The following is a 25,428-nucleotide window of genomic DNA, read 5'->3' on the forward strand; positions in this document are numbered from 1 at the left end:
GGCTGGCCACGACTTCTCAGTCGTTAATTCAATATCTTAAGCTCTGAATTCTGCATTGCGGCTTCTTTTCTGCCCACCAGTGCATAATAAAGAACAAATCCAACGATCATCAGTGCCGCCATTGCCATGTACATGCCGTTGTAGCCGATGACCGGTGTAAGGAACCCGAGAATAAAGGGCCCCACGCCGATTCCCACATCCACAAAGATATAAAAGGTCGAGGTAGCCAGTCCCATCCGGTGAACGGGAGATCTCTTCACGGCGAGAGCCTGAGCGCTGGCCTGCGTTGTTCCGTAGCCAAGCCCGACGAAGACGGCGGAGAGCAGCAGCAATGGACCGCTGTGCACCTGACTCAGTATCGCAAGTCCAATGGCGAACAGCACAATAGCAGGGTACATGACCACGTTGATTCCATGCTTATCGAACCATTTCCCTGTGAAGGGTCTGGTCAGAATGACGACAATCGCATAGACGATGAAGAAGAAGCTTGCGACCTCCACCAGGTTTATTTTTTCGGCAAACAAGGTGAGGTAAGTTAGAATGCTAGAATATCCAAACGCCATGACGAAGCTGATGATGGAGATCGGAATGGCCTTCGGTTCCACCAGGTTGGATATCTTGAAGCCTTTTAAGTCCTTCTGCTGTTCCGCGGTCAGTGTAAGCTTCGGAACCTTCATCAGGAAAGAGGAAGCCAAGGATAGTACGCCAAGAACCGCGCATAAAATAAAGTTTAACGTGATGCTCCCGTGTTCTTTGACCAGCAATCCGATAAACGGGCCAATGGCAGAGGCAATAATGATGCTGACCCCGTAATATCCGGTTCCTTCTCCTCTTCTGGAATGAGGGATGAGGCTGGCCGAGATGGTTCCTGTCGCAGTAGAGGCTAGCGCAAAGGCAATCCCATGCAGCAGACGGACGATCAGGAGCACTCCCAGATTAGGGGTGACGAAATAAAGAAAGGTTAGGATGACAAAAGAAATCAGCCCGGTCAAGAGCATTCTTCCCCGTCCCACCTTCTCAATTGTGCTGCCTCCAACCAGCCGGCCGATCAATGCACCGATCACAAAAATACTGGATGCGAATGCACCCATGCTCTCCGATGCCCCAAACTCATTGATCGCGTAAGATGGCATGATCACGACAAGCAAGTAGAAGCATAAAAATAATAAAAAGTTCACACCGAAGACAATGAAGAAATCCTTTGTCCATAATCGGTCCTTTGAAATTGTCTGTTCCATTGCATATTCCCCTTTCTATACATCAAAAAAAGGACCACCCTGCATTGGTGCAAGTCTGGTTCTTTGCAGCAAAAAGCTTTATTGAGCTTAATTAGTCAAAAAAGGCCGTGTTCTTTTCACTATTAGTTACCCTAGGTAACTATATTGCTCTATTATTATAATGTACTTTTTTACATATGTCCAGGTGCGTATGAGGCGTACCTAAAAAAGGACTCCTCAACCCATAAGGTAAAGGAATCCTTCAAAATCACGATCTCTCGTAAGGCGACAGCTTTGCTGTAGATATAATCGCAACTACACAGACCAAATACTATCCACGCTGGCCGAGTATGGCCAGGGAGAGCGCTGCATCAACGACCGCTTCCGGCTGATGAATATGAATGTCTTGCTCACTGTCCTGAACCGTTAGCGGTATTGTGCAATTGGTCAGTTCAAACAATGCCTGCTGGCTGTCCTTCCACTCTTCCGTTTGCTTGCCTGCCGTCAGCACGATGACCGGCATCGAAGGCCGAAGCGGTGCAGCACTATACAACTGCCGAACACTCTCACGAGCATACCTAAGCTCAAGCTCAGGATCAGCGACTGCAAATGCACTGCGGCGATATCCTGAAGCTATAGCCTCGATGTTCATGCCCTCATGAATCGAATCGACGAGCAGCAATCCAGACACTTCATCCGGATACATGGAAGCAAACAGCCGTATGGTCATTCCACCGAACGAGGTCCCGACAAAAACATAGGGAGGCTTCAGCTGCTTCACAGCCAATAGGGTTCGCAGATCCTCCACATCCTCTCGGCAGGTCTGCTGCTTCTCCTCTCCCCTGCTCCAGCCGAATCCTGCACGATCATAGGAGAGCACTACTGCATGCTTGGACAGCTCAGGCTGTATCCGAGACCAGTCCTGTGAGCAGCCGCCGTTACCTGCTTCCAGAATAATCGTCTGATCGCCTGATCCGGTAATCAGCGTGTGAAGCTGGCGATCCCCCACCGGAACAAGCTCTCCAGGCGGCGTGACGAAACGGTTCTCATCATCGGACAGCATGAATGGGTTCAGCATATAAGGAAATTCTGTAACGACAGCACAGGTATCTAAATTTATATATTTATCCGTTAAAGGAGTAGAAGTCATATCAACACACCTCTCTTATTTATCGCAAACAGCGTAGCTGCATCTACATACGATAATAAAGGGAAATGCTTCTGTGAAAAATAGAAGGTATGTGGGCGATTCTTTCTTATTTTTTGAGGATGTAGGCTTGCCGGGTATTCACATGGGGACTTCTCAGGGTAAAGAATATCAAAATGATAACCAAGGAAGGAACAACGATATGAAGCAGGCAATGATTATTATTAACCCTTCTTCAGGTAAGGAAGAAGCTCTTGCCTATCTGAGAGATGTACAGGAGGTCTTGGAGGAACAGGGCTACCAGACGTCCGTAAACGAAACAGCGAAGGAGCATGATGCAACAGCCTTCTGCATTTCCGCCTGTGAGGATTGCTATGATCTGGTTGTATCCATCGGAGGAGACGGTACCTTGCACGAGACGCTGAATGGTTACATGGATCAAGCGCACAGACCCAAGCTTGGCATTGTTCCTCTCGGCACTGTTAATGATTTTGCCAGAGCACTCCATATCCCGCTTGATCCGGATGAGGCGATCCGTACGCTCCGTTCCACCCGCTTGAAGCCGATTGATATCGGATTGATCAATGATCGGATCTTTGCCAACGTCATTGCGGTCGGCATGCTGGCTGAAGTGTTAGCTGAGGTGAGCTCTGAGCAAAAATCGAAGCTCGGCGCGTTCGCTTATTACAAAGAAGGCCTTAAACGCCTCGTGAACAGCCCGTCCAATCATCTGATTATCGAGCATGATGATGAAACATGGGTAGGTGAATCCCCCTTGTTCGTGGCTGCATTAACGAACTCTGTCGCCGGATTTGAGAAGATGGTGCCTTCGGCCTCCGTGGACGACGGACTGATTCACTGCTTCATCATCAAAGATATAAACTTCTTTAACACTCTTACTGTCGGAACGTCGCTCTTACTCGGGAACTTAAAGGATCATTCCGACGTGGTTTACTTTACAGCGAAGGAAGTCCGTGTTCGATCTGAGGAGTCATTGTCTACCAATATTGATGGAGAAGCTGGTCCTTCTCTGCCCCTCCATCTGCGTATATTACCCCGTCATATTGATGTGATCGTTCCAGAGGAAGATTAGATTTTATACATGGATCCATTTTCTAAGCGGATAAACACTGTTTCTCCCCGATTTCTTGGCGGTATACAGCGCTTTATCTGCTTCCCTCATGAGGGACTGAGCGGAATGCTGTCCTTCGCCAGGGACGATACCGGCATGCGCTACACCAAAGCTGGAGGTTACCCTAACTTCTTGGTCCTCTACAATCATCTGACGTCCAGCAATATTCTTACGAATCGATTCCGCAAGCTCACACGCCTCCGTCAGGGAGGTGTCCGGAAGCCAGAGGATAAATTCATCCCCGCCATACCGGCCTGCAAATCCTGCACCGCTGAGTGTCGAATGAATGGCATCTGCCACATGGGTCAGCACGATATCTCCTGCTTCATGACCATACGTATCATTAACTTCTTTGAACAGATCGATGTCGAACATGATCACGGAGAGCCTTCCCCCATGCTCGGTGTATTCACGAATGACCCTATCCGATTCTCTCAGTAGTGCGGTTTTGTTTAGGAGTTGGGTCAGACCGTCCGTATCAGCCAGCTCCTTGAGCTGTTCTTGCATCAGGATGCGCTCTGAGATGTTGGCAAACGTGATGATGCGGCCGATCGGCATCCCTTGCTTCATCATCGGTGTAAATCTGACGTGAAAATGCTGATTCACTCCATTTATTTTGAGCATATAGTCAAACTCCAGCCCACGGCGAACCAGCTCCGCAAGCTCAGGATAATCCTGAAGTGCAGCCGATGCCGAGCGGCCTATAACCCCCTTGGTCATTCTTGGAAACACAGTCAGCACTGTTTGGTTGTAATCAACAATGATGTCCTTGTCATCTAATACGACGACTCCTTCCCTCATATGCTCGAATACCATCTCTCTCGCCAGAGGTACGGCGCTGAACATCTGAAACCGGAACAGGGCGATGCTGTGAAATATAAAGGACAGACTAATAAAAACAGGCCCCAGATCGATCCCGTAAGGACTCATACCCGCCAAGTACAAAAAGGCGCCGATAATCGGCACAAGATTCCCAACCGCCATCGTAAGAAGCTGCCTCCGAAAGGCGGGCGCTGCCTTGCCCCATTGTACAAGCAGGATAGCGGCACTCGCGATGATGCATCCGTACAGATAAACCGAGTGCACCGCGAACCACGGTCCATAAGTCAGCTCCACGATCGGAAATGGAGCGTTCCCCCGGAGTGTCACGGAGGTGTAGTACAGATGATGCAGCTCGTTCGTGCTTTGGATGAGTGTCGTCGTCACTGGGATGGCAAAAAGGATATAATAAACCCACTTTTTCATAGCCACGCCGACGTATTGTGTGCACATGAGCAGCATGAATGCAGGAATAAGCGGAAGCGGGATGTATTCGACGGTGATCCAGAACTTGATCTGCATCAGTGTCGAGCTGGTCAGCTCCGCCGCATAGGCAAATGAAAAAAAGGATGCCATTAATGTCATCCAGACATAGTACATCCCGCCAGGTGCACTCTTAAGCCTCAGCAGTCCGTATACACATAAAATTACGCTTATACTGCCGCCAGCCATGATCATGAATACCGGTAAGCGCAGCTCTTCTGCCATCTTCATCTACTCCATGATTACTTTTATGGTTTCATACTAAATCCTCATTAAATTATAAAACAGGTTGTTGCCGTTCTCTAGCCATAATTCTACATAAAACGACTTTAATCTACTATATCACGATAGGAATAATTGTAGATTATTTTTTTTTGCTTTTTTCACTTCTTTGCCATCTATAACGCAAAAAAAAAGATCCTCAACCCTTACGCTTAAAGTAAGGCTTGAAGATCTTCTATTTATAATCAATCACTTATCATGATATCACTGATTTAGGCTCCACCATTCGCTTCCCACGCAGCGATCTCTTCCCGAACCCGAGGGGCGACCTTCGTGCCGAGCAGCTCAATCGCCGTCATGACCTCCTCATGCGGCATTGTGCCCAGGGGGACGTGAAGCATGAACCGAGTAATGCCGACATTTTTTCGCAAATATATAATCTTCTCGCTCACCGTGTCCGGGTCACCAACATACAGCGCCCCTTCAAGACTGCGGGCTGCATCATAGCTCTGGCGCGAGTAGCTCGGCCAGCCCCGTTCCCGTCCGATGACATTCATACTCTGCTGGGTCGGAAGGAAGAACTTCTCCACAGCTGTCTCTTGATCTGCTGCAATAAAGCCATGGGAGTGAGAAGCCACTGGAAGCTTGGAAGCATCATGCCCTGCATGGGCAGCCGCCTTCTTATACAGCTGAACCAGCGGTGCAAACTGTGCAGGTCTTCCTCCAATAATCGCAAGCACGAGCGGGAGCCCCAGCAGCCCGGCCCGGATGACGGATTCCTGATTCCCACCACTGCCAATCCATACCGGAAGAGGGTCCTGAACCGGCCTTGGATAAACGCCAAGATTGTTGATTGCCGGACGATGAGTCCCCTGCCAGGTTACCTTCTCCGATGCGGTTAACTTGAGCAGCAAATCCAGCTTCTCATCAAACAGGGTGTCATAGTCATTCAGATCATAGCCAAACAGGGGGAAGGACTCGATAAAAGAACCTCTGCCCGCCATAATCTCCGCGCGTCCGTTCGAAATGCCGTCCAAGGTCGCAAAGTCTTGAAACACACGTACCGGATCGGCTGATGACAGCACGGACACGGCGCTCGTGAGCCGAATTCGCTTGGTCTGCGGTGCTGCTGCTGCCAGAACGACTGCAGGATTGGATGCGGCATAATCTTTTCGATGATGCTCCCCAACTCCATATACATCAAGTCCCACCTGATCGGCCAGAATAATCTCTTCCACCACTTCGCGCAGACGCTGCGCGTGACTCATCACCTCACCGGTATGCACATCGGGTGATGTCTCTGCAAAAGTACTGATTCCTATCTCCATTCGATTTCTCCTCCTGCTTTATATTAATTAATTTTTGTAAGTTAATAACTTTAACGCACTATCTATATTCTGAGGTCGAATGGCTGATTTATCAAGCACTATTTTATCCGAAGATCTACCCTTGCTCCTGGCGGTACAGCTCGCGGCTCTTGTACCCTTTTCCGAGAATCATCTTCATCTCTTCCCGTCGTTTCTCTCTCGTTGCTTCCTGCTTGGCACTGTATACGTACCGTGCCCAGTCCTTCTGATATCCAGGGGTAAGGGTGAGGTAGAAGGCAAGCAGCTCCGGCTCATTTTGCAAATCCTGCTCCACATTTGGGATCATGGCGACATAATCTTCTACTCTCTGGCTTGCTTTGGAGGACTCCTTACTCTTCCGCTGTTCCTTCTTCAGCCCTACCACGGTAAATACGTCATCCATACCCACCATGCGGGCAAATTTAATACTGCTTGTCCCTACATAGCCGTCCTCATCTGCCCCTATTCCTCCCAAGATCTCATCACGGTGAATGTAAGTAGCGTAAACCTTGTTGCCCTTTTTGGGATAAGCGAAGTACAGGTAGCCCTTCTCTTCGAGCAGATCCTCTTCGATTACCCTGCTCACCTGTGACTTCATCTGGTCCATATCCAGCACGAAGGCAAAGATCAGATCATATTTACTCTCTGCCAGCTCCTGCTCATATTCCCCGAGCTCTGCAAAATAATCGATGTCTGCAGGCAAATTCAGCACGGCCTTGCGGGTAAAGTTATGTAAATTCAGCTTTTGTACAATGGTCTTTGTCATCTTCTCACCTGTCCATTCATATATTCTGTGAAAAAAGAGGAAGCTAGAGCTTTCACTAGAGATTATAGCGAACGAATCATATAAACACGAGGAGACTGAATCGATATTTAGTTCGTGTGTCCTGCTCATATGAAAAAATCGGTGCATAAACGCTTTAAACGTCTATACACCGATTCGTGTGCAAGTCAGCTATTCAAAAACGGCAATTATTTTGTTTTAAAGCTCAGGAAACCATCATCCACTGGAAGCGTTGTTCCGTTAATGGCAGAAGCAGCATCGGTAAACAGGAAGGTTACAGCGCTTGCTACTTTTTCCGGCTCAATCAGTTCACCGCGCATATGCTGCTCGGCCAGGAATTTCTTCGCTGCTTCATCTTCCCCAAGAATCGGCGTATTAATAAAGCCAGGAGCAACACCCACCACACGGATCCCATGCTCGGCCAGCTCAAGTGCACCAGATTTGGACATCATCACAACAGCCGCTTTGGCTGCGTTATAGTTGAAGCTGCCGACAGCAGCAATGGTTCCATAGATGGAAGCTGTATTCACGATGGTACCTTTGACGCCAAGCTCAACCATTTTCTTAGCTCCGTAGTACATACCATAGTATACGCTGTGTTGGTCGACATCAATTACACGGTGATAGGACGCAGGATCCATCTCAAGGAACGGTTTAACCAGACCAATACCCGCATTATTGAAAATACCGCTGAAGGTTCCGAATTTCTCAGCTGTAAAGTCGATTAATGCTTTGATCTCATCGCCATTGGATACGTCTACTTTGTAAGCAGCCGCTGTACCGCCCTGCGCTTCAATCTCGGATACGACTTTCTTGGCACCTTCTTCATTAAAATCAGCTACAACAATCGTTGCTCCTTTTGCCGACAACTGCAAAGAAGCCTCTCTGCCGATACCGCTTGCTCCACCTGTAACGACGATGACTTTTCCGTTTAATTCAGACATGATTCAGGACTCCTTTGTATATAAAAAGTAAGTATATTGAAGTGAGTTACTAACTATTTGTTATTGTACTCCTCTGTCACAGTTTTGTCAAATGTAGTCGAACTTTGTTGGTTCGAGCTTCAAGACGAACTGTTGCCAGACAACTCCATTTTTATATGTTTGCCCAAGAAGCTCTTAAATATGAGGATTTATGACATACGTCGAATAGCCCAAAAAAAGGGCAGACGAACTTATTGTTCGCCTACCCTTATTGTGTTATTCCTGCTTGATCCACCTGCTGTGTTAGTTCACTGCCGATGTTGTTGCAAGCTCCTGTACCTCTTCTGCACTGATGGCACCTTGATATATTCTCAGCTCATCCATCATGCCTTTGAACGGGGGGTCCCACCAATTCACAGCCAGACTGAAGGTTCCTGTATTGTCGAGAAAGATGTCCGGGAAGCCTGAACCTGTGAATTTTTCTTCCCCATTAACATATACCTTGACCTGATCGCCAGCGACTGTGAAGGCCAAATGAGTCCACTCACTTAATGGAAGCTTAGTGCCTGTTACCGCATTGTACCAAGCTCCATTGGAATTAGACCAGAGCATGGACTTACCCTCAGGACCTGCCGGCTTTAGACTAAGCCAGCTTGCATTCGACAGCGCTCCAAAGAAAGTGGTCGTATTCACGCCTGGCAGCTCATCTGCATATACCCACATCGTTACAGAGTAGCTGTCACTGGATATAAGCCCATTCGGCAGTCTTACGCCCGACTTGCCATCAAATACGGCTGCTTTACCTTCTGTCCCGTCTTGGTAGGTGATGGATCCACCGTCCGGAGTATTGATATTGTTACCAATCACGGTTCCTGCTTCAAAGTTACCGACAGTGTCTGCCAAATTCTCTTCGAAGGAATACTGCGCTTGCAGCTCTGCAGGTCCTTCTTCACGCGGCGGCAGATCTTCAGCAAGCTTCGATGCAACTTCGGCTGTAATGGCCACATCATAAATTTTAAGCTCATCTATTTTCCCTTTGAACGGCGTATCCCAGAAATTCACACCAAGACTAAACACACCTTCACTCGTCGTAAATACATGAGGAAATCCTGTTCCGGAGTAAGCTTCTTCTCCATTAACGAACACTTTAACAAATTCACCATTGACGGAGAAGGCTACGTGATGCCATTGATTGGTTCGAATTCGGGAGCCTGTTGATGCATCGTACCAGCTCTCCCCGGACCATAGCATCGTATTCCCATCGCCTCCATGGGGAACGAAGCTGATCCAGCTCTTATCCGAGCCTCCGAAGAAGGCCGTTGTATATTGTGTTGTCTGTGCCGGGTTCAGCCACATGGACACCGAATATTCGTTTCCTTCGATCAATCCATTGGGCAGCTTGATGCCTGAATTTCCGTCAAATACAGCGGACTTCCCTTGTACTCCTGCCTCATAAGTAATCGCTCCGCCTTCATTGTTGATGCGATCACCGGTGATTGTGCCCTCCCCGAAATCGCCAACCGATGCGGCAAGATTCTCTTCAAAGGAATACTGTGCAGATAAGCCAAGCGTCACATCAATCGGTGTGACTGTAATGTTGAAATCTTTCGTGCGTGATGCGTCACCTTTGGTGATGGTAGCCGTCAGTACAGCTGTTAGATTCTCTTCACCTACCTCAGGAGGGAATACTTCTCCTTCCGCAGTAATTACAGTTGGATCGGAAGTTGCCCAAGTAATCGTTGTGTTTCGTGCCGCTTCTGTTGGAAGGTCCAGACGGGAGCTTACATTGGATGTATTCCCGAGCGTCAGTGCCTGCTGTACATCCTGTACGACCTGCTCATCTGACTTGTCCGGCTGCTGGATTCCCCATACCGTTTCGCCAGCTTCAGAGATGGCTGTAAAATTCATCGTCTCCCGCTTCGTCATCTCATCCCACTGGGATATAAATACGCCGTCATAAGTCACATCATCAATAGTAATTTGCGTTTCGTAGTCATCAACAAGAGTCCATGTTCCATATACATCGCCGGATACCGTATGATCCTCGTTCAGAACGATATTCACAGAGCTGACAATATCTCCTGAATAGGCAAGTCCATGGTTGACGAATTTATACTCTCCTGCAATTTCTTCTTCTGCCACCTCTTCAAGTGATTCACCTGAGTAGCGATGCGGGGCAACAACAGGCCAGCCGTCCTTGTTCATAAACATTTGATGGACACGCAGCTCGTGTGCCTCCCCTTTTTGCGGGAATCGAGTATGGAAGAACAAGAAATGCTTGTCCAGCTCTTCATCGTAGAAGACGGAATTATGCCCTGCCGATACATATCCATAACCGCTTCCTGTTCCAGCCTCACCAATTTCTCTCTCGAATAGGAAGTTACCAATAAGCTTAATGCCAATCTTCTCGTTCTCCGTCCCCGCTGGCAGAACAGCATCATTTCCAGCCGCATCGAGGTAAGGACCTTCTGGGCTCTCTGCTCTAAACTGCCGGATGTTATAACCACCGTTTGCTCCAAGCCAGCCATAGGAAACGGTCAAGTAATAGTAGCCGGAGGCTTCATCATATACGATGAATGGACCTTCGCCCGATTTGGTATGTCCGCCTGCGATTTTGATTCCGAAGTAACGGTCGATCATACGTCCATCAGAGGTCTTCCCATCTTCTCCCGGATAGAGCGCTCTGCCTGTCTCTGGATCAAGCTCCAGCAGGAAAATACCGCCTGACCAGGAACCGTAGGTCATCCACAGTCTTCCGTCTTCGTCCTTGAACAAGGTTGCATCGATTGCATTCGGGTATTGTGAATTATCATAGGCACCGTCCGCCTTGAACCAATTCGGGTTCGGCTCTGCCAGCACTTCGCTGTCAACAAGACCTTGAATGTTGGTATTCGTCCATTTCTTGTTAACCTGACTGTCTGCATCTTTTGCATCGTTCTTGGTAAATCCAGAGTATACAATCGTGTCAACATAAGTGTACGGACCTTCGATATTTTGTGATACTGCAATACCAATGGCGGAGCGGATATACGTCGAAGACGCGCTGTAATACATCATGTAGGCACCTGTCGTTCCGTCCTCATTGATATAATCCTCATTCCAGTACACATCAGGTGCCCAGACCGAGAAACCGCCTTTACTGTCTGAGTCATTCTCACCCGCCCATGCAAATGAGCCTGCAAGATTCTCGGACAAATCGCCATACAACTTGTTACCTGGAGTCGTGTAGCCGTTCGTAAAGGTAGACCAGTTCATCAAATCAGCCGATTTGGCAGCTTCAATATGCGAACCGAACACATAATAGGTATCTTCGTCTTTAATGATAGAAGGATCATGTACAGATACGTTCGTAAAAGCAGGAGCTTCCTGACCCGGTTCTTCTGGCGTAGGAGTCGTAGGGGTCGATGGATCACTTGAGTCCGATCCTGGATTTGGATCCGGGCTCGGATTCCCACCCGTTGTTTCGTCACCGCGATCATGAACAATACGGTCATCCTTGGAATTCACTTTCCCTTTTCCTGTTACCTGAATGGAGCCCTCGACATGGATTTCTACCTTATCAATGACCGCTCCCTCACCAACCTGAAGCGCTGCCGGTTGATTCAGAATGATCTGCTTGATCAGACCCTTAATCAGGTCAATCGTAGGCTGATGCTCTGCCTCCACTTCGACCCGCTCAAACTCCCCGCTCAATCGAACGACTGCATTCAGGGGCAGCTCCGCTTGCAGTACGATATCTAAGAAACCGACGCCCGTTAAGTCCTGTTCTTCAAGAGATGCACCGGAAAGAACATAGGACTTGTCGATGTTCGTACTTCCTGTAGCAAGTAAGCGAATATTGCCGTTCAGCTTGTTCACCAGCAGCTCATTAATGGCAGAGTCCTGCAGGTGCACTGTATTCTCACCGCCGCCACTAGCGATAACCTGACCTTTGACAGTGACATTGTTAAGCACCACGTCTCCATCTGCAATCCCTTGAGTCAGATAGAGATTTCCATCAATGGTCGTATCCTCCAGCGTCACACCCGGCTGATTAATGACCACATTACGGGATGTAATGTTGCTGTAAGTTCCTGATTTATTGATGACCTGTCCTGAGATGTTCTGAAGGAGGGTCACTGCTTCAGCTCTCGTGATCTGGCGTTCTGGGCTAAAGGTGCCGTTCGTATAGCCCTTCACATAGCCCTCATTAACAAGCGTATTAACATATGACCGGCTCCAATCTGGAAGCCCTTTCACATCAGAAAGTGCAGAAGACCCAAGAGCAGATTGCAGCGGCAGTCCATAAGCCTTCGTCAGCATCACCGCCGCTTCTTGACGGGAAACATAGCTGTCCGGCTTGATTGTCCCGTCTGCATATCCGTTCATATAACCGTTCGCAACCGCTTTCAATATCTCTTGATAAAAAGGATCTTGCACCGACAGATCGGAGAACTTACTGCTGCTGTTCACCTCAACCAAGTTGAACGTACGATTAATCAGTGTCGCAAGTTCAGCCCGTGTGATCGGCTGGTTCGGCTTGTAGGACCCATCCGGATATCCTTGCATCAGACCGCTGTCGATCCAGGTGCCGAGTTGCTCCTTCGCCCAATGACCACTCACATCTTCCTTCTGGCTGGAGTCAGCGAATGCGGCGCCAGGCAGTAGCATCGTAAATGTGAGAAGCGTGGCCGTAACTTTCTTCATCATTCTCTTCATGCATATCCTCCTTCGTTAATATAGCTGTATCGCTCAATTTCTTGCGGGATTGCTGACAAGATTAGGACTAAACCATCCATAGCCGGCGTGTGGAGAACTGTTCACCTCCGTTATCATATAATTAATAATAATATTAATTACTAAATAATCTAGTTAACATTTGTATTCTAACTTTATTTACCATATGGCGTCAATAACTTTCCCGCAAAAAAACAGACGGACTAATCATCCGTCTGCTTCCTACTAGTGCTATGCTCTTCGCTGTTTATTAATTGTACGGCTGTCGCTTCATCGGTGACCAGCATTTGGATCCAGCCTCCGCGAAGTGCAGCCGTTATGCTCTCAATCTTGTGCATGCCAAAAGCGAGTCCCACAACTTGCCCCACCTGCTTCAGATGCTCGAGGTTCATGCCGATCACCTTACGGTTGATGGAATGATCTACAACCTGGCCGTAATGGTTGATGAACCGGGAGTTGATGTCTGCTGCAGTGCCCAGCTTTTTCAGCTCGCTCAGCACCTGCTCGGACAGGTAGCCGAACCGCTCCAGAGTCGACATGGTATACGGATTTCCGATACCAACGACAGCCAAATCCACCCGCTTCCCTTCTGCAAGAACAGACTGGATATGAGGAAGGTGGGTTAGCTGTTCCTTCAGCTCCTCTGTTTCCACCATGGAAGGAGCATATAGCGATTCACTTCTTCCGCCCAGCTTCTTGGACAGCTCATAAGCAATCTGATTGGAATGAACCTCTGTTCTCTCATTTCCTGTTCCACCGATCAGAGGGATAACCTTCACGTTCTCTTTCTTGTCGAGGGGGAACTCCCGCACCATGTGAAACAGTGTATTCCCCCATGACACTCCGATTCGGTCCCCATTCTTAATGAGCTTCTGAACGAACTGGGCTGCTGCTTTACCGACGGCGCTTGTAACCAGCTCTTTGTTCAGGTCTCTCGTCGGCACGACCAACACCCTTTTCAGCTGATATCTCAGCTCCAGCTGCTTCTCCAGTTCAGCCGTCTGATGGGATTCGTCATGCACAATGATTTCGACAATCCCTTTCTCTCTAGCCTTTTGCAGCATTTTGGAGATGATCGGCCGGGACACCCCTATTTTCTCCGCTATTTTCTCCTGCGTCCAAGCTTCATAGTAGTAGAGCTTGCATACTTTTACGAGGTCCTTGTCGTATTCGTCGTTCAATTCAACATTCACCCTTACTATTGAGATTTCGCTGCAGCAACTTCTTATCCATATATTCACTCTACTATATAAATGCACTGCTGGAAAATATTCATCCGCCGTACAAGCGACTGCTTTACAGAAATTTAACATTACATTAACGCCTCGTAAACACATCTCTTTTACAATTGTTTTGTCGAGGAACAAATGTAAATCTACTTTACAACCATTTTGAGGTGAAGTCCATGAAGATCAAAATACTAGGGTACTGGGGAGGGTATCCAGCTGCAGATGGAGCTACAGCAGGATTTCTCATTCAAACCGGGGAGGGACAGCTGCTTCTGGACTGCGGCAGCGGAGTCATGAGCCAGCTTGCCAAATATACAAGAGTGGAGCAGCTGGATGGCGTGATCTTATCGCATCTCCATTATGATCATATGGCCGATATCGGCATCCTACAGTATGCAGCCACTGGTGCTTTGCGCAATGGAAGAATGAACAGAAGGCTGCCGATCTATGCGCCAGCCGAGCCTGCGGGAATCTTGAACACGCTCTATGGGGATCATTCTGAAATTGTCCATATTGAGGAGGAGCAGCCTATTTTCGTGGCCGGAGCAAAAATTGAATTCGTTCCTGTCCGCCACACCATTCCCTGCTATGCTGTCAAGATCACGTATGGAGAGAAAGTGATTGTGTACTCTGCGGATACCTCCTACTGTGAATCTCTTATTGATATCGCACAGAATGCAGACCTCTTCCTCTGTGAAGCGACAATCTGTGACGGCAGTGTTCATACTTCAGGACTGGGTCACATGAACGCACACCAGGCAGGAACCATTGCAAGCAAAGCTAATGTAAAAAAACTAATCCTCGTGCATTTGCCTGGTGACGGCGATTTTGACAGCATGCTTCAGTCCGCATGTGCAGCATTTGAGGGCCCCGTGGAGCTCCCGGACACTGCTCATGTGTACACCCTATGAATCCAAGGACAAAGGAAGGGCCCACCTATGTATAAATTACTGGCACTTGATATGGACGGCACACTGCTTGATCCAAGCAAACGCATAACAGAGTCTGTACATGCCTCGCTCCGAGCGCTCATGAATAAGGATATCCTTGTCACCATTGCATCTGGTCGATTTCCTGCCTCGGTATGGCTGCATGCCCAAGCGGCAGATATGAATGCCCGGCTTATTGCCCTGAATGGAGCCGTCATTATGGATGAAGCCTCCGGTGAGCTTATTCATGGCATTCCGCTGCCTGCTCCCGATCTGCTGCGGCTTGTGCATCTAGCAGAGAGCAGAGGAGCCTATGTCCACTTTTACGGCTACAATGTGCTCTATGTCAAAGAATTAAATGAGATGAATATGCGCTGGCCGCTCGCCAATGTCGTCGTACAGCCGGATAAGCCGCTTACAGAGGAGCATTATCAGGAGCAAGCCGGATACATCCAAGTACAGCCTGTAGGAGATCTGCATGCCTTTGCACGCACTTCTGCGTCGCCAATCTACAAAGCTACAGTCATTTGTGATTCCCCTGATCAAATTGAAGGCTTAATGGACGAGCTGTACGAATGGGGCTGCTTCACCATTACGAGGACCGGCAGGCGGCGCTTTGACGTCAATGCTCAGGGAGTATGTAAACGCGCTGCTCTAGAGCATGTAACCCGCTATTATTCCTTGCATCCGTCCGAAGTCGCGGCAGCCGGCGATTATGACAATGATCTGTCCATGCTTCAGTGGGCAGGGCTCGGTATCGCAATGGGCAATGCCAAGGATTCCATTAAGCAGGCCGCCGATGTCGTAACGTTAAGCAATGAGGAAGACGGCATTGCGTATGCCGTAAAGAACTATTTGTTGCCAACCCAATCCAAATATGAAGACAAAAGGAGCTCAAATATATTATGAAAAAAAGTGCGATCTTTTCTGTTCTTGCTGCAATGCTGATCTTTACCGGATGCGGTGCCCAGGATAACACCTCCTCCGGCGGCGATACAGGATCAAATGAAGCTGCTGGCTCATCTGCTCCTTCCGTATCCGGCGAGCTGACTTTCTACACCTCCCAGCCAGAAGAGGACGTAACCAAGCTGGTCAGCGCCTTTAATGAGAAATACCCGGATGTAACAGTAGAAACCTTCCGTTCAGGTACAGAGGAAGTAACAGCTAAGCTGCAAGCCGAGAATCAGGCTGGCGAGGTTCAAGCCGATCTGCTCCTGCTTGCCGACGCGGTCACTTTTGAAGGATTAAAGGAGCAAGACTTGCTGCTCTCCTACACCTCTCCTGAAGCTGAAAGTATCCCTGACGAGCTGGTAGATCCGGACGGTGCTTACACGGGAACCAAGGTCATGGCAACTGTCATTGCAACGAATACCGAGCAGGTGGCATCCGCTCCGACTTCCTGGAACACTCTGACTGAGGAAGCAAGCAAGGACGCAGCAATCATGCCAAGTCCTCTGTATTCCGGTGCAGCCGCATACAACATTGGTGTATTCTCACGGACAGACGGCTTTGGATGGGAGTATCTGGAGGGCTTGAAGAATAACCATGTTTCCGTAATCAAAGGAAACGGCGCAGTACTCAAATCCGTTGCAAGTGGTGAAAAAAGCTACGGCATGGTCGTCGATTACCTTGTGGCCCGTGAAAAAGCCAAAGGCTCCCCAATTGAGCTGAGCTATCCGGAGGAAGGCGTACCGATTATTACTGAGCCGATTGCCATTATGAAAAATACCGATAACAAGGAAGCAGCACAGGCATTTGTAGACTTTGTATTGTCTGAAGAAGGACAGGAGCTGGCAGCAGAGATCGGCTATACTCCAATTCGTGAAGGCATTGCGCCTCCAGAAGGGCTGAAGAGCCTCTCTGAGTTCAAAGTCATGAGCGGTGATCTTGCCACACTTACGAGCGAGCGCGAGGCTGACAAAGAGAAATTTACAGAAGTGTTCGGAAATTAACGAACGGAGCGATCATACATGCTGGACAGAAACACGGCAATGGCCGAACAGAAACGGAATGAGCGGGCCGCCCGCTCTTCCCTATTCTCGTCACCCTCAGTTTACAAGAAGACGGGAACAGCTATAGGCATTTTACTGACGCTGTTCTTCTTTATCCTCCCCATCATTCAGCTTCTACTGCTTAGCTTTAGGGGAGAGGAAGGCTTCACACTCGGTATTTACAGCGAGCTTTTTCGGCAGGATCGGTTCTGGAATACGCTCAAATCCACCTTTGTCATTGTACTTGGATCGACGGTGCTCTCCCTGGTGATGGGGCTGTGCGCTGCCTGGTTCATGGCTTACACAGATATTAAGCATAAACGGCTGCTTCATCTTCTGATCCTGCTCTCTTTTGTACTGCCTTCTTATGTTCTGACTCTATCCTGGTCTTCGTTCATGGGATCTCAGGGTCTGATGGCAAGCTTCCTGCAGCTGTTTAATCCAGATGCCAAGCCTTGGAGTATGTACAGCACCGGAGGCATCATCTTCGTCATGGGCATCCATCACTTTCCGCTTGTCTATATGTTTACGACGGGTGTACTCAAGAAAATTCCGCGCGATCTGGAATGGGCGGCCAAAGCGGGCGGAGCAGGCAGGGTCAAAACCTTTGTCAAAATTACGCTGCCCCTAGCGCTTCCGGGCATTACGGCAGGCGGTCTGCTCGTATTCCTGGCATCTCTTGACAACTTCGGGATTCCGGCTTTCCTCGGATCTCCCGTCAATATAAGCGTGCTCAGCACACTAATTTATGAAGAAATCATCGGCTTTGGTCCCTCTGCCTTTGCAAGAGGCGCATCGCTGTCCGTCATATTGGGCTTGGTCGCGATCGCCGGCACTTGGCTGCAATGGTTGTCTGTACGGAAGAGCAAGACATCCGATACGATCATGATGGATGAAGAGCCGCGCTACTTCCTCGGCAAACACCGGGCTTGGATCAGTTCCCTTATCTGGATAGGACTGATTGGAATTACCATCGTTCCTCTCTTCTCCATGGTATCTCTTTCGCTGAGAAGCTCATATGGCGGAGGCTTCAGCCTGCAAGGGCTGACACTGGACAACTACAAATATATTCTGTTCGAGAATTCAAAAATCTGGCAGGCCATTACGAACAGCCTTATGCTCTCCTTGTTCACCCTGCTTGCATGCCTGATCATCGGTACACTGTTTGCTTATGTGCGGGTTCGCAAGCCTTCGAGGCTGAACAAAGCCGCTGAGCTGGCCATCTCGATTCCATACACGCTGCCCGGCATCGTATTTGCCCTGTCAATGATTCTCGTCTGGATGGAGCCAATCCCTGGCTGGAACCCAGGCATCTATGGAACGGTGACGATTCTCTTCATCGCCTATATTTGCCGTTTCCTCATTTTGCAGATCAGGGCAGGAGTCACTGCCTTTATGCAAATTGACGCATCGATGGAAGAGGCAGCCCGTGTATCGGGTGCTGGTATGTTCACCAAGTGGAGGACCATTCTGCTCCCGCTCCTGCTGCCCGGTCTTCTGAGCGGAGCGCTGCTCGTATTTCTGACAGCTCTGACGGAGCTAACCGTCTCTGCGCTGCTCTACTCTTCCGGCTCCCAAACAATCGGGGTTACGATCTTCAGCTTTGAGCAGGCAGGCGATACACTGTACTCTACAGCCTTATCGAGCCTGATCGTGTTCCTCATCATTATTGGAGCAGGACTGCTCCAGCTCATCCAGTATTTATCCCGACGCAAAGGAGTTCGATTATGAGTATACAGCTGAATGAAATATGCAAAGCCTTTGGCCGATTCCAGGCACTCAAATCCGTAAATTTAACGATTGCAGAAGGCGAGTTTGTTGCCATCCTCGGTCCTTCCGGCTGTGGGAAGACAACACTGCTTCGCATGCTTGCCGGCTTTGAACAGCCCTCCTCCGGAGAGATTCGTATTCAGGACAAAGTCGTTGCCAGCGCACATGGGCTGACCCCGCCGGAGAAACGGCGCATCGGGATGGTGTTTCAGAATTTCGCTCTGTGGCCGCATATGAATGTATATGAGCATGTACAGTTTCCGATCCGAAACCACAAGGAGACACCTTCATCTATAAGGGAACATGAAGACAAACGGATTAAGGATGTGCTTGAGCTTGTCGGGCTGTCGCACTTGTCCAAGCGCATGCCGCATGAGCTGTCCGGCGGACAAAAGCAGCGCGTAGCGATTGCGAGGGCGATTGCTTCAGAGCCGTCTCTATTACTGATGGATGAGCCGCTTAGCAGCTTGGATGCGATGCTCCGCATGGATATGAGACGGGAAATCCAATCCGTCCATCGGAAGACGAGATCCGCTATCGTATATGTTACACATGACCAAAGTGAAGCACTTGCGATGGCCGATCGCATCATTGTGATGAAGGATGGACAGATAGAGCAAGCTGGAACACCCGAAGAGATCTATTTATATCCGCAAACCGAATTTGTAGCAAAGTTTGTCTCGAAATCGAATCTTGTACACGGGCAGTGGACACCGAATGGCTTCTTCCCTGATGGGGCGGAGACCGGCCTGCCTTGGACTGGCGAGAAGATCTCCCCCTACTTCAAAGAGAACGGGACTTACCCCGTACGCCCTGATCAATTTGAGCTCGCCTCAGACAGCACAGCTGGATTGCAGGGAACGGTTGCGAACGTACAATTTCAAGGGAAGGAGTTTATCTACGATATTCAGTCAGGAGCGCAGCAGCTGGAAGTCGTTTCACCGGTGCCCCTGCAAATCGGAGACACGGTGACCCTATCCATCCCCCTTCAGAAACCGGTGAAGGAAAAAAGCTATGTATGAACAAGGCATGCTTCATGGAACCAGGACGAGCACGTCTGCGAAACGATTAATTTTCTTTGATATTGATGGGACACTGCTGGATTATAACAAACGGATTCCCACATCCTCCAGGCAAGCAATCTATGAGTTGAAAGCAGCAGGTCATGAGATTGTCCTTGCAACCGGCCGCTCTCCATTCATGCTGCAAGCCGTAGCAGCAGAGCTGGAAATTCATTCATATGTGGGATTTAACGGCCAGTATGTCGTTCTGAATGATCAGCTCGTCTATGCCAATCCGCATCTGACGGATGAGTTGTCCAGGCTTGCTGCTGTTGCGGAACAATCAGGCCATGCCCTCGTATACCTGGATCATGAAACGATGCGAGCCAGCCAGGCTTATGATCCATATGTAGAGGAATGCATGGGCTCCCTGAAGTATCCTCATCCCGAGTATGATCCGGACTTCTACCACCAGCGGAGCATTTATCAGAGCATGCTGTTTTGTCCGGAGCATGAGGAAGGGCAATACAGGGAGAGGTTCACCTCGCTTCAATTTGTCCGCTGGCATCCTTATTCTCTGGATGTCCTCCCTGGCGGCGGCTCCAAAGCGAATGGAATCAAACAGCTCCTCCATTATATGCAATATGATCCGAGGGAGGCCTATGCGTTCGGGGACAATTTGAACGATATGGAGATGCTACAGTATATCGGGAACAGCGTCGCGATGGGGAATTCGCCGGAAGCCGTCAAGCAGCACGCCAAATATGTCACTACCGATGTAGACAAGGATGGGATCGCGAACGGCTTGCGGATGGTAGGCTTGCTCCCTTGATTCATGATAAATATGCACGAAATGACTGCTTAAGGCCTTGATCGCATGGATCTAGATGCAGTGGATGCTCAGAGCAAAAAGAGCCCTTCCTTGAATGGATAGGCTCTTTCTTCTTTGCCTTCTTGGCCATTAGACCAAACGCATACTTCATCATCTTAGTCCGATGCTTCTGTCGCGATCGCCTGAATTGAATTCCCAATGGATTGCAGCAGGCTGCCGAAGGCATTCCAGTTGTTGGCGCTCTTGTTCGTGACAAAGGGGGTTTGCTGCAAGGTAAGCTCGGTTTGGACTGCATTGGCGATGGACTGAATAATGTTTCCTATAACCACCAGGTTCTGTCCCTCGTCTTGTACCTCCGTGCTTCTCGACAGGATCTTGGTCTGTCCAATCGCTGTGATGTTCGTGCCGATTGCCTGCAGCCATGTATATATCGCAAGCTGTACATTAATATCCTGCTGGATTTGCTCAGACTGCTCATTAGCCTGGTTTTGCTGGCCCTGCTGCCTCTTCCGCGGGGACTTTTTGGAGTTATTCCGCTTGATCGGCTGTGGCAGCTGCTTCTTCTGCTGTGGAAGCTGGCGCCGCTCCAGCCGCTTCTGCTGCTGTCGCTTGGCGGGCACAGTACATCCCTGCTTTCTCCTGAGTGCTGTAAGTTTCTATAGCATATGCAGCCGGTGTCCGCGAGGATAAAGATATTTTGCTAGATTTTATCCATGATCAGGTTCGTACTCGCTCAGCTTGCCCTCATAGATCAGCTTCAGCCGGTCACACTGGCGAAAATCATCCGGTGTCACTAGTGCAGGCAGCTTATTCCACAGCTTGATTCCGGACCGCTGTAAGATTTCAGCGACAAACTGGGAGCAGAAGTAAGAGTTGCTGAACTCAACTGGCTCTTTTAACGTAATGCCAATCACACCGAGGATATTGTAAATATATTTACGATGACTGCGAATAAAGATCTGCAGCACTCTCTTCATCTTCACTACTTCCCGGTCGGTGACCCTCAGCTCATACAGAACGCATGTCGTACCAGGATATTTGCTGAACGTACCCGTCTTGATATCCTCCTTGACGAATCCGCCATTCAGCGGATTATTCGGATGCTTTCTGCCGAAGCTGTACAGCTCGGAGAGTTCCCGATCAAATGAAATGGAGGCATGATTATAGGGAGCCCTTGTATAGCTCTGGATCATCTTCGTAAAGAGCGTCCCTGTATTCGTAAGCAATATATAAACTGAGCGTGAAGCTTCCATTTTGAAATTTCCCCTTATCAAGATTGACCTATTCCTTCATAATAACATATGATCCTAATGGTGGAATTTTCGAATAATCAAGGTCTTCTATCCGTAGTTTTCATTCATTATAGCCGAGAATTTGAAGAAGTTGGTGACATCACATTGAGCAGTTCTTTACCTACGCTTATCGTTATTCTTACGTTGTTAGTTGCAATCCATATTATCTATCATATCATCGGCAGGGTTCAGCCTGACAAGGACTACAAGGCAATCGGCCAGCGGATCAAGACCTGGTGGGGCATGTTCTTCATCTTCTGTCTGGCTACCCTGTTCACTCCAGCAGTTTCGCTCTTATCGCTTATGGTACTATGTTTCTTCTCCCTGCGGGAATACTTCTCTATGATCAAGACGAGGAAGGCAGACCGCCGACTGTTTCTGTGGGCCTATTTGTCAATTCCGGTGCAGTTCTATTGGATTTACATTGGCTGGTACGGCATGTTTATTATTTTTATTCCCGTGTATGTGTTCCTGTTCCTTCCGCTTCCGCGGCTGATTAACAAAGGCACGATCGGATTTGTACGCAGCGTCAGCTCTACCCAGTGGGGGCTTATGCTGATGGTGTTCGGTCTCAGTCACCTGGCCTATTATCAGTTCGCTGCGCCCGAGTATGGAGCTGGAATCGTCTTGTATCTCGTGCTGCTGACACAGCTGGGTGATGTCGTTCATTATTTAGCGTCTCTCTATTTTGGCAAGCGAAAAATCGTACCCACATCCAATCCCTATTTAACATGGGAGGGGTTTGCCTGCGCGTTTCTCGTGACGACAGCTGCTGCTTATTTTGCCTATCCTCACCTGACGCCGTTCGATTTGAAGTTTGGCCTAATTACAGGTATGCTGATCAGCCTCAGCGGATTCTTCGGCAGCTTAACGATCTCCGTGCTGAAGCGGGACCTGCTGCTCGGAGGCGACAAGCTGGAGGCACCGAAGAAAGGCTATCTCAGTCAAATTGACAGCTTAACCTACACTTCGCCGGTGCTGTTTCACTTTATCCGGTATTTCTTCGATTTTATGTAATATTTGTAGTAGATTAAAATGTCCTGATGCGCTAAAATGATTCAGCATGATTTTTTTCATAATTTTCAGAAATTAATGAAATGAATGCACCTATATTAGATTACTGGAGGCATTAACAAACAACATGTCAAATGCATCATCGACTCAAGTTAAGATTGTAACGGCTGATCCGAGCGGTATCGGCCTATTCGGCCTGGCTATTGTTACACTGGTTGCTTCTTCGCAGAAGCTGGGCTTGACCGAGGGCCTCAGCCTGGTTATCCCATGGGCTATTTTTCTAGGAGCCTTCGCTCAATTGTTCGCAAGCATGCTGGACGCCAAGCACAATAACACCTTCGGCATGACCGCCTTTGGAGCTTATGCCTTCTTCTGGTTTGCTACAGCTGCCAGCTGGCTGACGAACATGGGCGTGTTCGGGGAGGAGCTTGCAGGTGCAGCAGATGGCAGACAACTGGGCTTTGCTTTTGCCGGCTATTTGATCTTCAGCGTATTTATGACTATTGGAGCTATGGAGACACATAAAGTGCTGTTCTTTATTTTCGTACTGATCGATCTGCTCTTCCTCGGCTTGACGCTGGATGCCTTCGGCATTGCTCCTCACGTCTTCCACACGCTGGCAGCCTATGCAGAGATGGGTATCGGACTTCTATCCTTGTATGGAGCGGGCGCTGCTGTGCTTAATACGCACTTTGGACGGACCTTCCTGCCTGTGGGACGAGCATTTGGCATTTTCAAAAAATAAAGCTATTGGTTTAAACCGGTATGCATCAGAACAGGCCGTTTCCCGATATCCGGGAGATGGCCTGTTTGTATATAGCCTGTTATTTAGATGGAAGAATGCCTCTAATATACCCTGCTAATGCTGTGGCGGCTTCCTCGTGAGCCAACGCACCGGGATGACTTCTCGCGCCCATGGTCGCTTCCGTCATGTTCGGCATCTGGAACACAGATACCTTCCGATCGGCCGATCTCGACAGGTAAGCATCCACCCCCCGATAAATGGCCGGCATCATCGGTGTTCCGAGCATACCGTAGGCCCATACGATATGAGCCTCCTTATTATTCTTCCGAAGGGTGACGAGAAACTGCTCTACCGCGTTCTCGAACGCCTGTAAGTCTTCCTTATGATATGTTCCGTCCGAATTTAACCGCTGTTTGTGGGTCGCTCCTCCTGCTTCATCTCGCCATTCGGGAGAGTGAAAGGCACCGCCATCATTCGTACCCAGATTGACCACAATGACATCCGGCTGCCATGCGGCAAAATCGTTCGGCTCCTGCGCACCGAGCTCCCGGTTTCGCTCTCCTGGCAGCAGTCCGCACACCTGCTCATAATACTGCGGCATGCTCGCCTTCGGATTGTTATCCCAGCTTGTGAGCACACCCCAGCCGCTCTGGGACAGGATACGGTATTCCGCATCATCGAGCGCTGCGGCCGTCAACCCGCAGTAATTGCTTACCGCGCTAAACCACATCGGAATCCAGTCCTGCTCTAATTTTGCGCCAATAGCTCCTTCCCCGGAAGTGATGCTGTCGCCGATAAATTCCAGCTTCACAGCACGCTCGGGAACAGGCATAAACTGCCCATTGCCTTTGACCGCATGGAATTGCAGCAAGGCATCAGGATCGGCGCTCATGGCCTGAACCTCCTTCACGATTCGCACATTTTTGACCGTACGATCATTCATCCCTCTGAATAAGCAGATCCAGTACCTGCCGTGCGTGAGCATCTGTCTTGCTGCCGGCACCCCGTTGATCAGAATAGAGATCCACTGTTCATGCTGGCTGTAGTCCACTTCGACTTCGAGCCACAGCTCGGAGCCCGTGCTGTTCAGTTCAATGCCACTCCCCGTCCAGAATAAGGTGAGTGGTGCGAGCCTGCCTGTCGTACGGCCGTGAACCTTAAGATGAGGAACATCGGATAGCTGATGAGTTTGCAGATTCGGATCTTCTTTCATGACTTCACTCCTTATTATTGCTCACTTATTAAGCTGGATTCCGAGCGGAGTCGGCAAACCGTCAATGCTTGCGCTGTTTTTCTGCTCCCAGTAGCTCTTCAGCCCTTCTTCCCCTTTTTGATCAGCCCATCTTTGGAGTGTATCTCTCTCCTTCTCATATGCCATGAACGGAATAGAGTAACCGCAGGAAGTCTGCACTTTATGTACGTCGACGATGATAATCTGCCTTGATCCGGGAAGCGGATCAAACTTGGGATACAACTCCTCCCACTCCTTCGTCCCGTGCAGCACTACGTTTCCCGTTCCATACAGCCGCAATATATTAGGCGGGCCCTCGAATGCACAGAACATGATGGTTACCCGCCCATTTTCCTTGATATGTGCGCTCGTCTCGCTGCCGCTTCCGGTCAGATCGAGATAAGCGACTTGATTCTCGGACAGCACACGAAACGTATCATAGCCCTTGGGTGAAAGATTAACATGCCCATCTGGTGATAGAGCCGCTGAACCTACAAAGAACAAATGCTGTTTTCCAATAAACTCAACATGCTCTGGCAGTAAGGCCGGGAACTGCTTTGCCATTCTAATCTACCTCCCCTATGTTGTTGTGAATCAGGCAATTC

The 25,428-nt window shown here is 49.1% G+C and carries 21 protein-coding genes and 2 pseudogenes; 9 read left to right on the plus strand and 14 right to left on the minus strand.

Annotated elements, in window-relative coordinates:
- Window positions 1–23 precede the first annotated feature (23 nt).
- Window positions 24–1,238 (minus strand): MFS transporter, encoded by a 1,215-nt coding sequence (locus BLW49_RS12590; protein ID WP_177178731.1) that lies wholly within the window; start codon window positions 1,236–1,238, stop codon window positions 24–26.
- A 310-nt stretch (window positions 1,239–1,548) separates the two neighbouring features.
- Window positions 1,549–2,367 (minus strand): alpha/beta fold hydrolase, encoded by an 819-nt coding sequence (locus BLW49_RS12595; RefSeq protein WP_076314248.1) that lies wholly within the window; start codon window positions 2,365–2,367, stop codon window positions 1,549–1,551.
- A gap of 199 nt (window positions 2,368–2,566) precedes the next feature.
- Between BLW49_RS12595 and BLW49_RS12600 the strand changes: the two genes are divergently transcribed.
- Window positions 2,567–3,457 carry a diacylglycerol/lipid kinase family protein gene (locus BLW49_RS12600; RefSeq protein ID WP_090725096.1) on the plus strand — a complete coding sequence of 297 codons (891 nt, stop codon included), beginning with the start codon at window positions 2,567–2,569 and terminating at the stop codon, window positions 3,455–3,457.
- Between the two features lie 3 nt (window positions 3,458–3,460).
- On the opposite strand, the gene BLW49_RS12605 is transcribed toward BLW49_RS12600, so the two are convergent.
- The 8 genes and pseudogenes from BLW49_RS12605 to BLW49_RS12630 all read right to left on the minus strand — a co-directional run bounded on the left by BLW49_RS12605 (window position 3,461) and on the right by BLW49_RS12630 (window position 13,970).
- Window positions 3,461–5,023 (minus strand): histidine kinase N-terminal 7TM domain-containing diguanylate cyclase, encoded by a 1,563-nt coding sequence (locus tag BLW49_RS12605; RefSeq protein ID WP_177178732.1) that lies wholly within the window; start codon window positions 5,021–5,023, stop codon window positions 3,461–3,463.
- A gap of 269 nt (window positions 5,024–5,292) precedes the next feature.
- A complete protein-coding gene (locus BLW49_RS12610) occupies window positions 5,293–6,348 on the minus strand; it encodes an LLM class flavin-dependent oxidoreductase (RefSeq protein ID WP_076314246.1) in 1,056 nt (351 codons plus the stop codon).
- A gap of 115 nt (window positions 6,349–6,463) precedes the next feature.
- A complete protein-coding gene (locus BLW49_RS12615; protein ID WP_090724945.1) occupies window positions 6,464–7,132 on the minus strand; it encodes a YdeI/OmpD-associated family protein in 669 nt (222 codons plus the stop codon).
- A gap of 206 nt (window positions 7,133–7,338) precedes the next feature.
- Window positions 7,339–8,094: an SDR family NAD(P)-dependent oxidoreductase gene (locus tag BLW49_RS12620; RefSeq protein ID WP_076314244.1), complete on the minus strand. Its 756-nt coding sequence runs from the start codon at window positions 8,092–8,094 to the stop codon at window positions 7,339–7,341.
- A gap of 282 nt (window positions 8,095–8,376) precedes the next feature.
- Window positions 8,377–8,940: a LamG domain-containing protein gene (locus tag BLW49_RS29185; RefSeq protein ID WP_371264558.1), complete on the minus strand. Its 564-nt coding sequence runs from the start codon at window positions 8,938–8,940 to the stop codon at window positions 8,377–8,379.
- 99 nt (window positions 8,941–9,039) lie between these two features.
- Window positions 9,040–11,580: pseudogene (locus BLW49_RS29190) on the minus strand (LamG-like jellyroll fold domain-containing protein); the annotation flags it as partial.
- A gap of 624 nt (window positions 11,581–12,204) precedes the next feature.
- Window positions 12,205–12,771, minus strand: a pseudogene (locus tag BLW49_RS29195) (S-layer homology domain-containing protein); the annotation flags it as partial.
- A gap of 221 nt (window positions 12,772–12,992) precedes the next feature.
- On the minus strand, window positions 12,993–13,970 hold the full coding sequence (locus BLW49_RS12630) for a sugar-binding transcriptional regulator (RefSeq protein WP_256209737.1): 978 nt from the start codon (window positions 13,968–13,970) through the stop codon (window positions 12,993–12,995).
- A gap of 224 nt (window positions 13,971–14,194) precedes the next feature.
- Between BLW49_RS12630 and BLW49_RS12635 the strand changes: the two genes are divergently transcribed.
- Genes BLW49_RS12635 through BLW49_RS12660 form a run of 6 tightly spaced genes read left to right on the plus strand, consistent with a single transcriptional unit; the run spans window position 14,195 to window position 20,541 of the window.
- Window positions 14,195–14,929: an MBL fold metallo-hydrolase gene (locus BLW49_RS12635; protein ID WP_090724950.1), complete on the plus strand. Its 735-nt coding sequence runs from the start codon at window positions 14,195–14,197 to the stop codon at window positions 14,927–14,929.
- 27 nt (window positions 14,930–14,956) lie between these two features.
- Window positions 14,957–15,856 (plus strand): Cof-type HAD-IIB family hydrolase, encoded by a 900-nt coding sequence (locus tag BLW49_RS12640; RefSeq protein WP_090724951.1) that lies wholly within the window; start codon window positions 14,957–14,959, stop codon window positions 15,854–15,856.
- The gene (locus BLW49_RS12645) at window positions 15,853–16,899 is read left to right on the plus strand and encodes an ABC transporter substrate-binding protein (RefSeq protein ID WP_090724953.1); all 1,047 of its coding nucleotides are present in this window, start codon (window positions 15,853–15,855) and stop codon (window positions 16,897–16,899) included. The genes BLW49_RS12640 and BLW49_RS12645 overlap by 4 nt, the downstream gene beginning before the upstream one ends.
- Before the next feature lie 18 nt (window positions 16,900–16,917).
- On the plus strand, window positions 16,918–18,669 hold the full coding sequence (locus BLW49_RS12650; protein WP_090724954.1) for an ABC transporter permease: 1,752 nt from the start codon (window positions 16,918–16,920) through the stop codon (window positions 18,667–18,669).
- Window positions 18,666–19,730 carry an ABC transporter ATP-binding protein gene (locus BLW49_RS12655; RefSeq protein ID WP_090724956.1) on the plus strand — a complete coding sequence of 355 codons (1,065 nt, stop codon included), beginning with the start codon at window positions 18,666–18,668 and terminating at the stop codon, window positions 19,728–19,730. Before BLW49_RS12650 ends, BLW49_RS12655 begins: the two co-directional genes overlap by 4 nt.
- Window positions 19,723–20,541: a Cof-type HAD-IIB family hydrolase gene (locus BLW49_RS12660; protein WP_256209738.1), complete on the plus strand. Its 819-nt coding sequence runs from the start codon at window positions 19,723–19,725 to the stop codon at window positions 20,539–20,541. Before BLW49_RS12655 ends, BLW49_RS12660 begins: the two co-directional genes overlap by 8 nt.
- Window positions 20,542–20,696: 155 nt before the next feature.
- Here BLW49_RS12660 and BLW49_RS12665 read toward each other — a convergent pair whose 3' ends face one another.
- The gene (locus tag BLW49_RS12665) at window positions 20,697–21,161 is read right to left on the minus strand and encodes a DUF6944 family repetitive protein (protein ID WP_256209739.1); all 465 of its coding nucleotides are present in this window, start codon (window positions 21,159–21,161) and stop codon (window positions 20,697–20,699) included.
- An 87-nt stretch (window positions 21,162–21,248) separates the two neighbouring features.
- Window positions 21,249–21,794: a hypothetical protein gene (locus BLW49_RS12670; protein ID WP_076314242.1), complete on the minus strand. Its 546-nt coding sequence runs from the start codon at window positions 21,792–21,794 to the stop codon at window positions 21,249–21,251.
- A gap of 144 nt (window positions 21,795–21,938) precedes the next feature.
- Here BLW49_RS12670 and BLW49_RS12675 point away from each other — a divergent pair, with 144 nt between their 5' ends.
- Both BLW49_RS12675 and BLW49_RS12680 read left to right on the plus strand, forming a co-directional pair.
- Window positions 21,939–22,850 (plus strand): phosphatidate cytidylyltransferase, encoded by a 912-nt coding sequence (locus BLW49_RS12675; RefSeq protein ID WP_090724957.1) that lies wholly within the window; start codon window positions 21,939–21,941, stop codon window positions 22,848–22,850.
- Window positions 22,851–22,974: 124 nt separating this feature from the next.
- A complete protein-coding gene (locus tag BLW49_RS12680; protein WP_076314241.1) occupies window positions 22,975–23,592 on the plus strand; it encodes an acetate uptake transporter in 618 nt (205 codons plus the stop codon).
- Window positions 23,593–23,671: 79 nt separating this feature from the next.
- On the opposite strand, the gene BLW49_RS12685 is transcribed toward BLW49_RS12680, so the two are convergent.
- Together BLW49_RS12685 and BLW49_RS12690 are read right to left on the minus strand one after the other, a co-directional pair.
- Window positions 23,672–24,805 (minus strand): SGNH/GDSL hydrolase family protein, encoded by a 1,134-nt coding sequence (locus BLW49_RS12685; RefSeq protein ID WP_090724959.1) that lies wholly within the window; start codon window positions 24,803–24,805, stop codon window positions 23,672–23,674.
- A 21-nt stretch (window positions 24,806–24,826) separates the two neighbouring features.
- A complete protein-coding gene (locus BLW49_RS12690; protein WP_076314235.1) occupies window positions 24,827–25,387 on the minus strand; it encodes a pyridoxamine 5'-phosphate oxidase family protein in 561 nt (186 codons plus the stop codon).
- Window positions 25,388–25,428: the final 41 nt, after the last annotated feature.

It is taken from the genome of Paenibacillus sp. PDC88 (assembly GCF_900106725.1).
Lineage (GTDB): Bacteria > Bacillota > Bacilli > Paenibacillales > Paenibacillaceae > Paenibacillus > Paenibacillus shunpengii.

Excerpts from the sequence above, each read along its gene's own strand:
- BLW49_RS12645 (WP_090724953.1), top strand. The coding sequence starts at position 15,853 with ATGAAAAAAAGTGCGATCTTTTCTGTTCTTGCTGCAATGCTGATCTTT.
- BLW49_RS12685 (WP_090724959.1), bottom strand. The coding sequence starts at position 24,805 with ATGAAAGAAGATCCGAATCTGCAAACTCATCAGCTATCCGATGTTCCT.
- BLW49_RS12590 (WP_177178731.1), bottom strand. The coding sequence starts at position 1,238 with ATGGAACAGACAATTTCAAAGGACCGATTATGGACAAAGGATTTCTTC.
- BLW49_RS12605 (WP_177178732.1), bottom strand. The coding sequence starts at position 5,023 with ATGGCAGAAGAGCTGCGCTTACCGGTATTCATGATCATGGCTGGCGGC.
- BLW49_RS12615 (WP_090724945.1), bottom strand. The coding sequence starts at position 7,132 with ATGACAAAGACCATTGTACAAAAGCTGAATTTACATAACTTTACCCGC.
- BLW49_RS12635 (WP_090724950.1), top strand. The coding sequence starts at position 14,195 with ATGAAGATCAAAATACTAGGGTACTGGGGAGGGTATCCAGCTGCAGAT.
- BLW49_RS12690 (WP_076314235.1), bottom strand. The coding sequence starts at position 25,387 with ATGGCAAAGCAGTTCCCGGCCTTACTGCCAGAGCATGTTGAGTTTATT.
- BLW49_RS12670 (WP_076314242.1), bottom strand. The coding sequence starts at position 21,794 with ATGGAAGCTTCACGCTCAGTTTATATATTGCTTACGAATACAGGGACG.
- BLW49_RS12595 (WP_076314248.1), bottom strand. The coding sequence starts at position 2,367 with ATGACTTCTACTCCTTTAACGGATAAATATATAAATTTAGATACCTGT.
- BLW49_RS12610 (WP_076314246.1), bottom strand. The coding sequence starts at position 6,348 with ATGGAGATAGGAATCAGTACTTTTGCAGAGACATCACCCGATGTGCAT.
- BLW49_RS12655 (WP_090724956.1), top strand. The coding sequence starts at position 18,666 with ATGAGTATACAGCTGAATGAAATATGCAAAGCCTTTGGCCGATTCCAG.
- BLW49_RS12650 (WP_090724954.1), top strand. The coding sequence starts at position 16,918 with ATGCTGGACAGAAACACGGCAATGGCCGAACAGAAACGGAATGAGCGG.
- BLW49_RS12660 (WP_256209738.1), top strand. The coding sequence starts at position 19,723 with ATGTATGAACAAGGCATGCTTCATGGAACCAGGACGAGCACGTCTGCG.
- BLW49_RS12600 (WP_090725096.1), top strand. The coding sequence starts at position 2,567 with ATGAAGCAGGCAATGATTATTATTAACCCTTCTTCAGGTAAGGAAGAA.
- BLW49_RS12640 (WP_090724951.1), top strand. The coding sequence starts at position 14,957 with ATGTATAAATTACTGGCACTTGATATGGACGGCACACTGCTTGATCCA.
- BLW49_RS12620 (WP_076314244.1), bottom strand. The coding sequence starts at position 8,094 with ATGTCTGAATTAAACGGAAAAGTCATCGTCGTTACAGGTGGAGCAAGC.
- BLW49_RS12680 (WP_076314241.1), top strand. The coding sequence starts at position 22,975 with ATGTCAAATGCATCATCGACTCAAGTTAAGATTGTAACGGCTGATCCG.